10 protein-coding genes are annotated in these 15,512 nt (G+C 68.3%); 7 read left to right on the forward strand and 3 right to left on the reverse strand.

Annotation, left to right across the window (positions count from 1 at the left end):
* Positions 1 to 41 precede the first annotated feature (41 nt).
* From DB31_RS39970 to DB31_RS39980, 3 genes are all read left to right on the forward strand, one after another.
* Positions 42 to 1,082 carry a cupin-like domain-containing protein gene (locus tag DB31_RS39970; protein ID WP_044198256.1) on the forward strand — a complete coding sequence of 347 codons (1,041 nt, stop codon included), beginning with the start codon at positions 42 to 44 and terminating at the stop codon, positions 1,080 to 1,082.
* The gene (locus tag DB31_RS39975; RefSeq protein WP_044198258.1) at positions 1,079 to 2,002 is read left to right on the forward strand and encodes a cupin domain-containing protein; all 924 of its coding nucleotides are present in this window, start codon (positions 1,079 to 1,081) and stop codon (positions 2,000 to 2,002) included. Before DB31_RS39970 ends, DB31_RS39975 begins: the two co-directional genes overlap by 4 nt.
* A gap of 159 nt (positions 2,003 to 2,161) precedes the next feature.
* Positions 2,162 to 7,432: a trifunctional serine/threonine-protein kinase/ATP-binding protein/sensor histidine kinase gene (locus DB31_RS39980; RefSeq protein WP_044198260.1), complete on the forward strand. Its 5,271-nt coding sequence runs from the start codon at positions 2,162 to 2,164 to the stop codon at positions 7,430 to 7,432.
* 83 nt (positions 7,433 to 7,515) lie between these two features.
* Here DB31_RS39980 and DB31_RS39985 read toward each other — a convergent pair whose 3' ends face one another.
* Complete coding sequence (locus tag DB31_RS39985) at positions 7,516 to 9,063, reverse strand: lamin tail domain-containing protein (protein WP_240487186.1); 1,548 nt, start codon at positions 9,061 to 9,063, stop codon at positions 7,516 to 7,518.
* 317 nt (positions 9,064 to 9,380) lie between these two features.
* Positions 9,381 to 9,851: a YqaA family protein gene (locus DB31_RS39990; protein ID WP_044198343.1), complete on the reverse strand. Its 471-nt coding sequence runs from the start codon at positions 9,849 to 9,851 to the stop codon at positions 9,381 to 9,383.
* A 142-nt stretch (positions 9,852 to 9,993) separates the two neighbouring features.
* On the opposite strand from DB31_RS39990, the gene DB31_RS39995 reads away from it, so the two are divergent.
* The 3 genes from DB31_RS39995 to DB31_RS40005 all read left to right on the forward strand — a co-directional run bounded on the left by DB31_RS39995 (position 9,994) and on the right by DB31_RS40005 (position 12,720).
* Positions 9,994 to 11,136 carry an MBL fold hydrolase gene (locus tag DB31_RS39995; RefSeq protein WP_044198263.1) on the forward strand — a complete coding sequence of 381 codons (1,143 nt, stop codon included), beginning with the start codon at positions 9,994 to 9,996 and terminating at the stop codon, positions 11,134 to 11,136.
* 18 nt (positions 11,137 to 11,154) lie between these two features.
* Positions 11,155 to 12,183: a serine/threonine-protein kinase gene (locus DB31_RS40000; RefSeq protein WP_044198264.1), complete on the forward strand. Its 1,029-nt coding sequence runs from the start codon at positions 11,155 to 11,157 to the stop codon at positions 12,181 to 12,183.
* A 78-nt stretch (positions 12,184 to 12,261) separates the two neighbouring features.
* On the forward strand, positions 12,262 to 12,720 hold the full coding sequence (locus tag DB31_RS40005; RefSeq protein WP_044198266.1) for a TfoX/Sxy family protein: 459 nt from the start codon (positions 12,262 to 12,264) through the stop codon (positions 12,718 to 12,720).
* Here the strand turns inward: DB31_RS40005 and DB31_RS40010 are convergent.
* Entirely contained in the window at positions 12,707 to 14,350 is a 1,644-nt protein-coding gene (locus DB31_RS40010; RefSeq protein WP_044198267.1) for an AMP-binding protein, read from the reverse strand. The genes DB31_RS40005 and DB31_RS40010 overlap by 14 nt on opposite strands.
* 118 nt (positions 14,351 to 14,468) lie before the next feature.
* Here DB31_RS40010 and DB31_RS40015 point away from each other — a divergent pair, with 118 nt between their 5' ends.
* The gene (locus DB31_RS40015; RefSeq protein WP_044198270.1) at positions 14,469 to 15,479 is read left to right on the forward strand and encodes an NAD(P)-dependent alcohol dehydrogenase; all 1,011 of its coding nucleotides are present in this window, start codon (positions 14,469 to 14,471) and stop codon (positions 15,477 to 15,479) included.
* The last annotated feature ends 33 nt before the right edge of the window (positions 15,480 to 15,512 follow it).

Here is a 15,512-nt window from a genome sequence, read left to right on the forward strand (position 1 = left end):
CTCGCTTCGAAAGCCGCTCCTCCTCATATCATATCCGCGCCATGCCGGTGCGTGAGTGGATCGCCGAGAACCTCGCCCTGGGCGTCCCCCGGGAGGCGTTGCTCTCCTCGCTGGTCCAGGGGGGCTTGGCGCCTGAGGTAGCGCGCGCGGAGTTGGAAGCCGCCGCGGCCCACCCCGCGGTGCGCGGGGCCTCGCGTCACCTCGCGCGCCGGGCGCACCTGAGAGCCCTCCTGGACACCTACAGCGCGCTCTACCGGCAGTCCCAAGCGGGACAGGGTGTCGAGCGCCGAGCCCAGCTCGCCCCCGCCGAGTTCTTCGAGCGCTACTACTTCCAGAATCGGCCCGTGGTCATCGAAGGACTGCTCGAGGACTGGCCAGCGCTGCGGCGCTGGTCGCCCGGGTTCTTCGCGGACCGCTTCGGAGACGCGCAGGTCGAGGTGATGGCCGGGCGGGATGCGGAGGCCCAGCCGGATCTCCACGTCTCCCGCCTGAGGACCTCCCTGTCGATGCGCGAGTACGCCGCGCGGATCGAAGCCACCCAAGAGTCGAACGACATCTACATGGTGGCGCGTAACAGCCTGCTGAAGCGCGAGGCGTTCCAGCCCTTGCTGGAGGACATCCGAGCGCCGAAGGGCTTCATCCGTCCCGACATCCACGTCCCCGACAGCGTCCACCTGTGGTTCGGCCCGGCGGGAACCTGGGCCGCCCTGCATCACGACCACCTCAACGTGCTCTTCTGCCAGGTGCTCGGACGCAAGCGCTTCCGGCTCATCCCCTCCTTCGAGTTGCCTCGCGCCTACAACCACCAGGGGCTGTACAGCGCCGTGGATCCCCGGACGCCGGATCCCGCACGCTTCCCCGAGTTCCAGCACGCCACGGTGCTGGACTTCGTGGTGGGCCCGGGCGATGCGCTGTTGATTCCCGTGGGGTGGTGGCATGCCGTGCACGCCCTGGATGTGAGCATCTCCGTGACGTTCGTGAGCTTTGATTTGCCCGAGCGGAACACGTACTGGCGCAACTGCTGGATCGGCCCGGACCCGGACAGCGAGGGCGCGGCCATGAGAAAGGTGGAGACTCCATGACCCAGGACTCGGGCAAAGACCCTTCCGCGCTCTCCGCCGAGTGGAGGGAGTGGCTCGTCGAGAACCTGCTGCTCGGGGTGGAGGCGGAGGAGCTGGTGGAGGTGTTGGTGAAGGGCGGGGTGGACGCGGAGCTGGCTCGCTCGGCCCTGCTGGCCGAGACGCAGGATCCTCACTTCCAGGGCGTCGTGCGGGTGGCCCAGATGCAGCGGAAGATGGAGACGCTCCTGGACGTCTACGCGGAGTTCTTCCGGCAGGCGGGCGCGCACCAGCAGGTGGACCGCCACGTGGCACTGCCCGCAGAGGCTTTCTTCGAGCGCTACTACTTTCGCAACCGGCCGGTGGTGATCCAGGGCGCGCTCACGGAGTGGACGGCACGGGGCGGGTGGACACTGGCCCGCATCACCGAGCAGCTCGGCCCGGTGGCTCGCCCGGGAGAGCCCCTCTCCGTGTCCTTGCTGGAGCGCGCGGAATGGAAGCCGCTGCTGGAGGAGCTCCACCCTCCTCGCGGATACGCCGCCGAGGACCTTCAGGCCAGCGCTCCGCGGCTCTGGCTCGAGCCCGCTGGGGCAGAGCTCCCCTTGGGCCCGCTGCGGAAGAACCTGCTGCGCTGTCAGCTCTCGGGAAGGAGTGTCCTGCAGCTCGTCCCCTCGTTCGAGCTCCATCGCATCACACGGGAAGAGGCGGGGGGCAGCACCGAGCAGGAGGGAGCCGCGCCTCCCACCCCCGCGCTGCGACTGACGGTGGAACTGGCGGCGGGCGAGTTGCTGCTACTCCCCGTGGGGTGGTGGTACCGCCTCCATGCGCCGGAGGACAGCCTCGCGGTGACCTTCGAGGGGTTCGCTCTCCGTGAACCCAACACCGTCTGGAAGGAGCCTGCCTCGGAGACAGCGCCCTCGGGCCCTCCACCGAGAGTGCGCTAAGGCTTCTTCTCGGCCTCTAGAGACGGAGCCCGGCGGGGGTCAAGGCACCCAAGCAAGCGTCGCTCCGGGGTCCCCACGCGGACATGCGTATGCCGGGCGAGCCTCTGCTTTACTGGGCACACCGCCAGGGCGACGGCTATGCCCGCCCAGAGGCCCGTCATGATCACCATCCCAGGCTACACCCTTCTTGGAGCCATCAAGTCGACTGGCGCCAACCTGCTGTTCCACGCCGTCCGCGACTCGGACGGCCTGCCTCTGATCTTGAAAACCCCGGTGGCACCCTCGCCCGGCCCCCGGGAGCGCGAGCGGTACCGCCGCGAGTTCGGCATCCTGCAGCGGCTCCGGGACGTGCGGGGGGTGACCCACGTCCACACCTGCGAGCAGATCCAGGATCGTCCAGTGCTCTTGCTCGAGGAGGTCGAGGGTGCCCCCCTGTCCGAGCACACCGGCAAGCCGCTCGAGGTGCTGCGCGCCCTGGAGCTGAGCATTGCCCTGGCCTCGACGCTCGCAGAGCTCCACCGCCGCGGCATTGTCCACAAGGACCTGAAGCCCTCCAACGTCATCCTCACGCCCAAGGGCGAGACGCGCCTCATCGACTTCGGCAGCGCCAGCCTTCAGCTCGTGGAGCACGTGGATGCGCTACAGGGCACCCTCGTCGAGGGCACCCTGCCGTACATGTCCCCGGAGCAAACCGGGCGCATGAACCGCTCGGTGGACTACCGGACGGACCTGTACTCGCTGGGCATCACCCTCTACGAGCTGCTCACCGGCAGCCGCCCCTTCCACGGGCGCGACGTGCTGGAGTGGTTCCACGCGCACATGGCGCTGGCGCCACAGCCGCTCACCGAGCGGGTCCCCGGCCTGCCGCCCGTGCTGTCCGCCATCGTCCTGAAGCTGCTGGCCAAGGTGGCCGAGGAGCGCTACCAGAGCGCCGAAGGACTGAAGGCCGACCTGGAGCGGTGCCAGGACACCCTGAGCCGGGGCCAGCGGGAGGACTTCCTTCCCGGACTCCACGACTACCCGACGCGCTTCCAGCTGCCGCAGCGGCTCTATGGAAGGGACGCGCAGGCCGCCACGTTGCGCCAGCGCCTCGAGCGCATCGCCGTCGAGGGCCGGCCCGAGCTGGTCCTCGTGAGCGGATACTCGGGCATCGGGAAGTCCGCGGTGGTGCATGAGCTGCACAAGCCGGTGGTGCGCCAGCGCGGCTTCTTCCTCAGCGGCAAGTTCGACCAGTTCCAGCAGGACATCCCCTACTCCACCCTGGCCCAGGCCATCCGGGGTCTGACGCAGCAACTGCTCACGGGCACGGACTCGGAGCTCCTCCGGTGGTCGGAGTATCTGCACGAGGCCTGGGAGGGACAGGGGCAGATGTTGGTGGACATCGTGCCCCAGCTCGAGCTCGTCGCCGGCCCGCAGCCCACGCTCCCGGAGATGCCGGCCTCCGAGGCGCAAAACCGCTTCAACCGCATGTTCCGCCGGTTCCTCGGCGTCTTCGCCACCCCCGAGCACCCGCTGGTCCTCTTCCTGGACGACTTGCAGTGGGCGGACATGGCCACCCTCCAGCTGCTCCAGCACCTGCTCACCCACACCGAGACGCCGCCCATGCTGGTGATCGGTGCCTACCGCGACAATGAGGTGAGCCCCTCACACCCGCTGGCGCTCACGCTCGTGGAGCTGCGGAAAGCCGGGGCGCGGATGACGGACCTGCGGCTGGAGCCGCTGAGCTTCGAGGACGTTCAGCAGCTCGTGGCCGACACCCTGCCCGGCGCGGGCCTGGCGGTGGTCGAGCCATTGGCGGCGCTGGCCCGGGCGAAGACAGGCGGCAACCCTTTCTTCCTCCTCCAGTTCCTGCTCACGCTCAACCAGGACGGCCTGCTGGTGCGCACGCCCGATGGCACCTGGCGCTGGAATGCCGAGGCCGTCCGCGCCAAGGGCTACTCCGACAACGTCGTAGACTTCATGGTGGGCAAGCTGCGCCAGCTGCCCACGGACACGCAGCACCTGCTGCGGCTGGCAGCCTGTGTGGGCAACGCCTTCCCGCTGCGCATCCTCCTCCTCATCTCCGGCTTGGAGGACTCGGGGCAGGTGGAGCATCGGCTCGAGCCCGCGCTCCAGGAGGGCCTGGTGGCGCTCACCGGCTCGGAGAACTACCGCTTCCTCCACGACCGCATCCAGCAAGCGGCCCACGCCCTCATTCCCCTGGAGGAGCGCAAGGCCGTGCACCTGCGCATTGGCCGCCTGCTGCTGGCCAGCCTGTCTCCCGAGGAACTCCAGGAGCGGCTCTTCGACGTGGTGGGCCAGCTCAACGCCGGAGCGGAGCTGCTGACGGACCCGGCGGAGCGCCACCGCGTCGCAGGCCTGAACGCGGGCGCGGGCGCCAAAGCCCAGGCCTCCACCGCGTTCCGCTCGGCGGCGGCCTACTTCGCGGTGGCCTTCCAGCTCATCCCCAAGGACCCTTGGGAGGTAGACCCCACGCTGGCCTTCAAGGTCCGGCTGGATCAGGCGCGTTGCGAGTCCATGCTCGGCCATGCCACCGAGGCGCTCCGTCTGGTGGAGCAGCTGCGGCCTCACGCGCGCACGCGGCTCCAGCTCTCGGCGCTCTACCGCCTCAAGAGCGAGCTCCACATGGCCCGGGGCCAGGTCCATGCCGCCCGCGACAGCCTCCTGGAGTGCCTGTCGCTGCTGGGCATGCCCATGCCCGCGCACCCCTCCTGGGAAGAGGTGGTGGCGGCCAATGAGGAAGTCTGGGCACTGATGGGCAGCCGCTCCGTCGACAGCCTGATCCATCTGCCGCGGATGAACGACCCGGACATGGACGCGGTGATGAGCGTGTTCCCCGCCATGTACGCGCCGGCGCTCCTCACGGACAACAACCTGCTCATCCTTCACGTCTGCCGGCTCGTCTCGCTCAGCCTCCGGCATGGCAACTCGGCCGCCTCCATCTACGGCTACTCCACCTATGGACTGGTGGTGGGCCACGCCTTCGGGCGCTACCACGAAGGGTACGCCTTCGCTCAGCTCTCCCTGGCCCTCGTCGAGCGCTACGCGGATCTGGCGCCCTGCCGGCTGCAGGCGACCTACAGCTTGGGGCCCATCAGCTATTGGACCCAGCCGCTCGCCCTCTCGATCGATCTGTTCCGGCAGGCCTTCCAGCAGGCGCTTCAGGCCAGCGACGTCCAGCTCGCCTGCTACTGCTGTGATCAGCTCGTCACGGTCCGCCTCTCGCTCGGGCACGAGCTGGAGGAGGTCTACCAGGAGTCCGTGGCCCGCTTGGACTTCCTGCGCAAGGTCCGCTACCAGGAGGTGCAGGACATCGTCCAGTTCACCCAGGCCTACGTCCAGCAGCTCCGGGGGCTCACCCTCTCGTTCAACACCCTGACTTGCAATGAGTTCAACGAGGAGGCCTTCGAAGCCGCGCTGACGCCCCAGAGCATGACCTTGATGACGTGCTGGTACTGGATCATCAAGATGCAGTCGCGCTTCATGTGCGGCGACTACGAGCGGGCGCTCCAAGCGGGAGACAAGGCCGCCAGCCTGCTGTGGAGCTCCATGGGCTTCATCGAGATGGTGGACCTCCACCTCTTCCGCGCCCTGAGCCTGGCGGCCCACTTCCCTGAAATGGGCGCCGAAGCACGGGCGGCGGCCCTCGAGCAGCTCCGCAAGCACCACCGGCAGATGGCGGAGTGGGCGAGCAACTCCCCCCCGAACTTCCGCGCGCCCGAGCGGCTGGCCTTCGCGGAGCTGTCGCGCGTCGCGGGCGATGAGGACGCGGCATTGCTCGCGTACGACGAGGCGCTCCAGGCCGCCCGCGAGTACGGCTACATCCAATACGCGGCCATGGCCAGCGAGCTCGCCGCCCGCTTCTGGTTCAAGCGGCGCGTGCCCACCATTGCCGAGACCTACGCGCGCAAGGCCCTCGAGGCGTACCTGCGCTGGGGCGCGGGCGGGAAGGCGCAGCAGCTGGCCGCGCAGTGGCCTCACGTCGCCGCGTCCCCCAACGAGGGGACGGTCACCGACACGGACTCCACGCAGATTGACGCGCTCACGGTGGTGAAGGCGCAGCAGGCCATCTCCGGAGAGATTGTCCTGGAGCGGCTGGCCACCACGCTGCTGCAGGTCGCCATCGAGAACGCCGGTGCGCAGCGGGGCGCCCTGCTGCTTCCACGCGGAGGGACGCTCTCCGTCATGGCCCTCTCGGGAACCACGCCCGAGGCCCCCTCGGACGAGCACGCCCTGCCCTGGACGCTCATCTCGTACGTGCGGCGGACGCGGGAGCAGGTGCTCATCGGCGATGCCGCGCAGCCTCATCCTTTCTCGGCGGATGAGTGGCTGGAGCGCGGGAAGATCCGCTCCGTGCTCTGCCTGCCCCTGCTGCGCCAGGGGGAGTTCCGGGGAGTGCTCTATCTGGAGAACAGCCTGGCCACCAATGCCTTCACCCCGGCGCGCAGCACGCTGCTGGGGCACATCGCCTCCCAGGCGGCCATCTCGCTGGAGAACGCGCGCCTGTATGCGGACGTCCAGCGCGCCGAGGCGGCGCTGCGGCGCGCCAATGACGACCTGGAGAAGCGGGTGGAGGAGCGGACCCGGGAGCTGAAGCAGGCCCAGACGCAGTTGGTGGAGACAGCGCGCGCGGCGGGCATGGCCGAGGTGGCCACCAGCGTGCTCCACAACGTGGGCAACGTGCTCACCAGCGCCATCGTCAACGTGCACATGATGAACGAGACGCTGGGAGCCACCCGCATGGGACGGTTGAAGCAGGTCACCGCCCTGCTCCACGAGCAGCGCCAGTCTCTGGCGGACTTCTTCACGCGAGACTCTCGCGGCACGCAGCTGCCGGAGTACCTCGAAGCCCTCACGGAGGAGCTGCAGCGCGAGCAGATGTCGCTGCAGGAAGGGCTGTCCGCGATGGGCATGCACATGGAGCACATCCGGGCCATCGTCCAGCTGCAGCAGACCTTTGCCCGCAGCACGCTCATCACCGAGGAGTGCGACCTGGCCCAGTTGGTCGAGGATGCGCTGAGCATTCAGCTGGCCGCGCTCCAGCGCCACGGCATCACCATCTCGCGCGAGCTCGACTCGCTCGCCCGGGTCCAGGTGGACAAGCACAAGGTGCTGCAGATCCTCATCAACCTGATCAGCAACGCGAAGAACGCGATGGCCCCGCGGCCGAATGGAGAGCGGCGGCTACGGGTGAAGCTGGAGGCCGTGAACAACCATGCCCGCATCCAGGTGGTGGACAACGGCATGGGCTTCACGCCCGAGGTCCACGCGCGCCTGTTCTCCCAGGGCTTCACCACGCGCAAGGGAGGCCACGGGCTGGGCCTGCACTCGAGCGCGCTGGCGGCGCGGATGATGGGCGGGCGCCTCAGCTTGGAGAGCGCGGGGCCGGGCCAGGGCGCCACGGCCACGCTGGAGCTGCCCCTGGCCTAGCGCCCACCCACGAAAACGCCCGGGCCGCTTCTCCGGTCCCGGGCGTCCTTGCCACTCAGGCTCCCGTCAGGAGCCGCTCTTCACTAGAACGCGGAGCCGCTCGCGCGAACACCGGGCGAGGAGGTGCGGCTCGACACCAGCGTGGTGTGCAGCACGAACGTCGTGCTGGTGCTGCTGGCATCCGGGCTCCGGTTGGCCGACACGCCGTCCGTGCCCGTGAGCGACGAGCTGAACGAGACCGTGTCCACCGTCGTCCCCGACGCGTTCTTCACCGTCACCGTCTCGGTGCTGTTGCTCAGGTTGAGCGAGCCTGTGGACGCCGCCACCGCGTTGGTCAGACCTGCCGGAATAGCCGAGGCCCCACCGAAGATGACGATCGCCTTCCCCGCCCCCAGGCTGGTGCCGCTGGCGAACGTGTGCCGCAGACCCGCCGCGTCCGACACCGTCCACCCGGCCAGGCTCACCGCCGTGCTGCCAGGGTTCACCAACTCCACGAACTCGCCGTTCACGTCCGAGCCTGGCTCGTTGATGAGCACCTCGTTGATGAACACCGTCCCCGAACCCCCGCCACCGCCCGTGGTGACGGTGAAGGCCGCGTTGCTGGAGTCCGTCACGGCCGAGTTGGACGCATCGCTCACGCGCACCTTCGCCGCCGTGGTGGCGCTGCTCGGCACCGTCCACGTGTAGCTGCCCGTGGAGGCAGACGTGCTGGAGGTGATCACCGTCCAGGTGCTGCCATCCAGCGTGTACTCCAGCTTCACGTTCGTCACGCCCGAGGCCGACCAGGTGACGGACTGGCTGCTGCCGCCCGCCCAGCTCTCGCCGCCGTTGGGCGAGGTGACCGTGACGCCCGCGCTGGTGGTGTCACCCGGGATGAGGAAGTCCTTGATGATGCCCATGTGCTGCATGTTCGTGGCGCCGCTGTCGCTGGCCAGCGCCGGAGAGATCTCCGCGATGGGCGAGTACACGCGCGTGTCCGCCACCAGGCCTCCGGAGAAGGTGCTGCCGCCAATCACCGTGGCCACCTGGTACGCGCGCAGATCGCTGTCCACCAGCACGTGATCGTACGGCTTGGCGCGGCCTGCGTTGGTGTTGGTGTTGCCGTTGCGGTCGGCCGGGTACGGGCTGGCCGTCGTGACCACGGAGGAGAAGGTGCTGAAGGCCGCCTCGCTGCGGCTGTCCGTGTTGAAGTCACCGCCGATGGCCAGGTAGTCCCCCGTGGGGATGTTGGCCTTGATGAAGTTCACCAGGTTGGTGGCCTCCGTGTTGCGCACGCTGCTGCTCGCGGTCAGCAGGTGCACGCTCACCACCCAAAGGTCCTTCGGCCCCGGCACGTCGATGCGCGCCCACGCGAAGTCGCGGTTGTCCACCTGGGTGTCGTCCCACTCGCCCGAGGCGATGATCGGGTAGCGGCTGATCACGCCGTTGGGGATCTGCGCGCCGGCCTCCCGGTAATAATAGAAGCTGGTGCCGAACGCGTTGTTGACGAAGGTCCGGATGGCCGTGGCCGAGTTGTCCCCGTAGTTGAACTCCTGGATCATCACCACGTCCGGCTTGGTGCCCTTGAAGATGCGGATGCCCTCGCCCGGGTCGTAGCTCTGCAGGTTCCCGCTGGTGATGTTGGCCGCCATGAGCCGCAGCGGCACGCTCGCCGCCAACTGCTCGGTGCCCAGGGTGTCATTGTCCACCCGCTCCTGCTCGGTACCACCGCATGAGGCGAGTACCAGAGAGAGGAGGGCCGCTAGCAGACGGCGGTCCAGGAGTGAAGGCCTCGAAGAAGCTTGGGGGATTCGCACGATGAGTTGGGTCCTGCTCCAAAGCCGGAGCGGTGAGGGGGTTCATGGAGACACCGTCTCCAGGTGAAACAGGCTCGGATCCTGTTTCACCGTGCTCATTATCGCCTCGGATAACCGAGCCGTTGCGTCAAGCGTGTAAATTGACGGGCTGCTCACAGCGCGGTCATCGCGGACACCGCCGCGAAGACATAACGAAGCCCCTTTCCTACGGTGGTGAACACCAGGAACGGAAGCACTCGCACTCCCACGAGCCCCGCGGCGAGGACGAACGCGTCCCCCACGATGGGCAGCCACGACATGAGGAGCACGGGAGCCCCCCACCGCCCCAGCCGCAACCGGGCCCGTTCCAGCCGGGGCGCATCCCGGTGCGTGCGGCGCGCCAGCCATCGCTCCAGGCGCCCGCCGCCGCCGCGCGCGCCCCACCGCCCCAGCAGGTAGAGCGACAGCGCTCCCAGCACGTTGCCCACCGTGGCCACCGTGACGGCCGCCACCGGCGAGACGCCTCCGGCGAGCACTGCCACGAGCAGCGCCTCGGAGGGCATCGGCACGATGGAGCCTGCGAGGACTGCGGCGAGGAAGAGACCGGGCAAGCCCCAGCCAGCAAACCCGGACGGATCGGAAATCACGGACGCAAGATTTGCACGGCAAGGGAGGCCTCGCGACCTCCACGCAATCCTTGCGGGCCAGAGGCATCCCTCAGAGCCCACTGTCGCTGGCATCACCATTGCTCAGGCTTCAGGGCCTCCCTTCCTGAGAAAAACTCACATGACCCCCACCCCCGCTTCGGCTTCCCCTGATCTGCGCCTGGTTCCTGTCGAGATTGCTCCCGAGACTTTCTGGGTTGGGAAGCGAGATCCCGGCAGCATCTTCTACGCGAACCCCTACCTGCGCCGCTTCCGGGGTACGGACCCGAAGACGCAGCGCCAGAACGAGTTCAACCTCCTCATCGATCCGGGCTCGAGCAGCGACTTCTCCAGCATCCACACCAAGGTGACGTCGCTCATCGGCGGGCTGGATCGGCTCTCGGCGGTCTTCATCAACCACCAGGATCCGGACGTGGGCTCGTCCGCGGCGATCATCTCCGCGCGCTACGCACCTCGCGCGGGCATCGTCTGCTCGGAGGACACCTGGCGGCTCATCGTCCACTTCAACCTGCCGCGCAACCGCTTCATCGCCACGGAGAAGTTCGCCCAGGGCCTCAACGTGCCCACCGGCCACAAGCTGCTGCCGGTGCCCTCACCCTTCTGCCACTTCCGGGGCGCGGTGATGCTGTATGACCCGCAGACCCGGGTGCTCTTCTCGGGAGACCTGTTCGGCGGCCTCACCGACGCGGCCGCCCAGGGGCTGTGGGCCGAGGAGAGCGACTGGAAGGGCATCCGCGCCTTCCATCAGATCTACATGCCGGTGAACACGGCGCTGCAGCGCGCGGTGGACACCATCCGCAAGCTCACGCCCGCCGTGGAGATGATCGCGCCCCAGCACGGGCGTGTCGTCCGCGGGCCGTTGGTGCAGCAGTTCCTGGAGCGCATGGAGCGGCTCCAGGTGGGCCTGGACATCATGGACGAGGCCCAGGACCGCACCCATCTGCAGGCATGGAACTCGGTGGTGGACCGCGTGGTGACGCTGGCGCACGGCTACCTGGGAGCCTCGGTGGAGGCCAAGCTGACCACCAGCCAGGAGCTGGCGGACACGGCCACCTACGATGGACAGCGACTGACCGTGAAGCGCCTGGGCAAGTGGACCCTGGAGCACGTGGTGGGCCTGCTGTGCCAGGGCGAGCCGCCGGAGATCGCCGGCCCCATTATCGTCGAGGCCACCAGCGCCGCCGCCGAGTACAACCTGCCCACGCCGCACCTGGACATCGAGGGCAACGGCGCGCAGTCGCAGGTGTCCCTGCTCACCGCTTAGCCTCTGACGGAGCCCTCTGTGCAAGGCAAGGATGATGACTCGGGTGGAGTGAGCTACCTGCGAGCCCCGGCCTCGCCTTTCTCCCTGCCCGCCCGAACCCCCTCCGGCACGCTGATCCAGGGTGGGTCGACGCCCGTGCCCCCCTCCACGTCCGCCACGGTGCGTGGCCTGGTGCCGGGACAGGTGATGGCGGGGCGCTACCGGGTGGAGCGGTGGCTGGGCTCGGGCGGCAGCGCGACGGTGTATGCCGCCACGGATACCCAGGTGGGCTCGCTCGTGGCGCTCAAGCTGCTGACGGCCGCGCCCCATGACGCGGCGATGGTGACCCGCTTCCGCCAGGAGCTGGAGCACACGCGGGTGCTCGAGCACCCCAACGTCCTGCGCCTGCTGGACGTGGGGACGGACGAGGACCGCCACTTCCTCATCTCCGAGCTGCTCCAGGGGATGGATCTGCGGCGGCAGCTGCAGACGCAGCGAGCCACGCTGGCCGAGTCCCTGCGCTGGCTCACCCATGCGGTGTGCGCGCTAGAGCACGCGCATGAGCGCGGCGTGCTGCACCGGGACGTGAAGCCGGGAAACCTCTTCATCACCCACACGGGCGTGCTGAAGCTGATGGACTTCGGGTTGGCCAAGAGCGCCCACGTGACGGGCCACACTGCCCACGGCGCCGTGTTCGGCACGCCCGAGTACATGGCGCCCGAGCAGGTGATGGGAGAGCCTGTCTCCGCCGCCACGGACCTGTACTCGCTGGGGGTGGTGGCCTACGAGCTGCTCACAGGGCAGCTCCCGTTCCGCCACACCCAGCCGGTGCCACTGATGTTCCTGCACGTGCAACAAACGCCCGTGCCCGTGCGCACCCTCACCCCGCAGGTGCCCGAGGCCTTCGAGCGCGTCGTGCACACGCTGCTCGCCAAGCAGCCCCAGGACCGGTACACGAGCGCCACGGCGCTCCGCACGGCCCTGCGGGAGCTCTGGCCCCTGGTGCTTCCCGGCATGGCGCGGCTGCGGCCCTCCCCCAAGGGAGGCCCCCGGCTCAAGGTGGTGTGAGCGCTGAGTGAGGCACCTCCCCGCCTACTTCCTTGGTAGGGTGGGGGTGGAGACCTTGAACAGCGGAGGGAGCGGGGCATGCCACAGATGGACAGCTATACGCAGTACACCCTGGAGTTGCTGGAGCCTCTGGGGGCCGTACAAACGCGCTTCATGTTCGGTGGGTGGGGCTTCTCTTACGGCGGGCGGATGTTCGGGCTCATCGTCGACGGCCGGTTCTATCTGAAGACCGACGAGCTCACGCGCCCCGCCTTCGAGGCGGCCGGCTGCACGCAGTGGGTCTACGACAACGGCAAGGGCAAGCCTCCGGTCGCCATGCCCTACTTCACGCCTCCCGCCGATGCGGCCGATGACGCCCGGGAGCTGCTGCCCTGGGCGCGCCGCGCCGTCGAGGCAGCCCAGCGCGCGGCCGCGAAGAAGAAGAAGCCCTCGGGCGCCAAGAAGGCTGCGGCGAAGAAGGCCCCGGCGGCGAAGAAGGCGCCCGCGAAGAAGAAGGCCCCGGCGGCGAAGAAGAAGACCGCGCTCAAGCGGTCTTGATGGCTGCGGCGGCCTGAAGGCCCAGCTCGGCCACGGACAGCTCGCGCATCCGGAACTTCTGCACCTTCCCCGTCACGGTCATGGGGAATTCCTCCACGAACTTCCAGTAGCGCGGGATCTTGAAGGTGGAGATCTTCCCCGTGCAGAAGGTCACCAGCTCGGCCTCCGCCAGCTTCACGCCCGGCTTCGCCTTCACCCAGGCCATCACCTCTTCGCCATACTTCTCGCTCGGCACGCCGATGACTTGGGCCTCGCTCACGCCCGGGTGGGTGTGGAGGAACTCCTCGATCTCTCGCGGGTACACGTTCTCTCCACCGCGGATGATCATGTCCTTGATGCGTCCGACGATCTTCACGTACCCGTCCGCGTCCATGGTGGCCAAATCCCCGGTGTGCATCCACCCGGCCATGTCGACGGAGCTCCGAGTGGCCTCCACGTTGTTCCAGTACCCGAGCATCACGCTGTAGCCCCGCGTGCACAGCTCGCCCGGCGTGCCGCGCGGCACCACCGCGCCCGTCTCGGCGTCCACGATCTTCACCTCGATGTGAGGGTGAACGCGGCCCACGGTGGACACGCGCCGGTCCAGCGGATCATCCAGCGAGCTCTGCGTGGACACTGGCGAGGTCTCCGTCATGCCGTAGCAGATGGTGACCTCGCGCATGTTCATCCGCGACTGCACCTTCTTCATCACCTCCACCGGGCAGGGCGAGCCCGCCATGATGCCAGTGCGCAGCGACGTCAGCTCGAACTCGCCGAAGCGCGGGTGATCCAGCTCCGCGATGAACATGGTGGGCACCCCGTACAGCGAGGTGCAGCGCTCGGCCTGCACCGTCTCGAGCACTGCCAGCGGGTCGAACGCCTCCGCGGGGATGACCATGCATGAGCCATGAGAGGTGCACGCCAGGTTGCCCATCACCATCCCGAAGCAGTGGTAGAACGGCACGGGGATGCATACCCGATCCTCCGCGCTGTAGCCCACCATCTCCCCAACAAAGAACCCGTTGTTGAGCACGTTGTGGTGCGACAGCGTGGCACCCTTGGGGAAGCCCGTGGTGCCGGACGTGTACTGGATGTTGATCGGGTCATCGAACTGGAGCGAGTCCTCGCGGTCCGTCAGCGTGCGCTCGCTCACCTTCGCCCCATTGGAGAGCAGCAGCTCCCAGTCGTCGTCCAGCACCAGCGCCACCCGCAGCTCCGGACACTTGGAGCGCACCTCCTCCAGCATCTTCCGGTAGTCGCTCTGCCGGAAGGCGCGGGCGAGCAGCAGCACGCTCGTGCCGGACTGGCGCAGCGCGTACTCCAGCTCCGCTGTCTTATATGCGGGGTTGAGGTTCACCAGGATGGCGCCGATGCGTGCCGCCGCGTACTGCGTCACCACCCACTCGAAGCGGTTGGGAGACCAGATGCCCACGCGGTCCCCCTTCGCCACGCCGAACGCCAGCAGCCCCCGGGCCACCTGCGAGGTCAACTCCCAGAGCTGCCGGTACGTGGCGCGGAAGTTCTGGGAGCGAACGACGAGGGCCTCCCGGTCCCCATGCTGTTCCACGGTCCGTCGGAGGTTCTGGCCAATCGTCTCCCCCAAGAGCGGGGTGCTGCTGGTGCCGTGGGAGTAGGAAGGAGCGAAGGACATGGCCGATCCTGTTCCCGAGCGCACGTGGGTCGCAAGACCTGAGGCACCTTCCCCATCGGGCATCCTGCACTCCACTTCGTGCGGCGAGTCCCGGAGGAGTGCGTTAGGAAGGGCGCCCATGACCATCAAAGCCTTCGCCGCCCTGGGAAAGGGCAAGCCCCTGGAGCCGTTCTCGTTCGATCCCAAGCCGCTCGCGGCGCACGAGGTGGAGGTGAAGATCTCCCACTGCGGCGTGTGCCACAGCGATCTTCACCTGGTGAAGGATGACTGGGGCATGAGCAGTTTCCCGCTGGTGCCGGGCCACGAAGTCATTGGCACCGTTCATCAGGTGGGCTCGGGCGTGACGCAGCTCAAGCCGGGCCAGCGCGTGGGCATTGGCTGGCAGTCGGACTCGTGTGGCGAGTGTGAGTGGTGCTCGCGCGGCGAGGAGAACCTCTGCGTCCGGGCCGCTCCCACGTGCGTGGGCCGCCACGGCGGCTTCGCCGAGTTCATCCGCGTCAACAGCCACTTCGCCATCCCCGTGCCGGACAACCTCTCCTCGGAGAGCGCCGCGCCGCTGCTGTGTGGTGGCATCACCGTGTTCTCGCCCATGCGCGCCCAGCAGCTCGGGCCGCAGCACCGGGTGGGCATCATCGGCATTGGCGGCCTGGGCCACATGGCGCTGCAGTTCGCCCGGGCCTTTGGTTCCGAGGTGACGGCCTTCTCCACCTCTGCGGACAAGGAGGCCGAGGCCAAGCGCATGGGCGCTCACCACTTCGTGGCCACCCAAAACCCCGAGGCGATCAAGAAGCTGGCCAGCTCGTTCGACTTCATCCTCTCCACCGTGAACGCGGACCTGCCCTGGCTGGACTACGTGTCCGCCCTGCGCCCCTATGGCAACCTGTGCTTCGTGGGCGCGCCTCCCTCCAACCTGAGCGTCCCCGTCTTCTCCCTCATCTCCGGCAACAAGCGCATCTCCGCCAGCAACACCGGCAACACCGCCGGCCTGCGCGAGATGCTCCAGGTGGCCGCTCGCCACGGCGTGAAGGCGCAGACCGAGCGCTTCCCTCTGGACCAGGTCAACCAAGCCATCAGCCGCGTGGCTCGCAACGAGGTGCGCTACCGCGCCGTCCTCGAAATCGGCGCCTGAGGGCTCTCTTTGAGAGGGAGTAGGCGCCTGTAG

This window comes from Hyalangium minutum (assembly GCF_000737315.1).
In the GTDB taxonomy this organism is placed as follows: Bacteria; Myxococcota; Myxococcia; order Myxococcales; family Myxococcaceae; genus Hyalangium; species Hyalangium minutum.

Coding starts and splice junctions, on each gene's coding strand:
- DB31_RS39995 (WP_044198263.1), top strand. CDS start 9,994: ATGACCCCCACCCCCGCTTCGGCTTCCCCTGATCTGCGCCTGGTTCCT.
- DB31_RS39980 (WP_044198260.1), top strand. CDS start 2,162: ATGATCACCATCCCAGGCTACACCCTTCTTGGAGCCATCAAGTCGACT.
- DB31_RS39970 (WP_044198256.1), top strand. CDS start 42: ATGCCGGTGCGTGAGTGGATCGCCGAGAACCTCGCCCTGGGCGTCCCC.
- DB31_RS40005 (WP_044198266.1), top strand. CDS start 12,262: ATGCCACAGATGGACAGCTATACGCAGTACACCCTGGAGTTGCTGGAG.
- DB31_RS39975 (WP_044198258.1), top strand. CDS start 1,079: ATGACCCAGGACTCGGGCAAAGACCCTTCCGCGCTCTCCGCCGAGTGG.
- DB31_RS39985 (WP_240487186.1), bottom strand. CDS start 9,063: ATGGCGGCCAACATCACCAGCGGGAACCTGCAGAGCTACGACCCGGGC.
- DB31_RS40010 (WP_044198267.1), bottom strand. CDS start 14,350: ATGTCCTTCGCTCCTTCCTACTCCCACGGCACCAGCAGCACCCCGCTC.
- DB31_RS40015 (WP_044198270.1), top strand. CDS start 14,469: ATGACCATCAAAGCCTTCGCCGCCCTGGGAAAGGGCAAGCCCCTGGAG.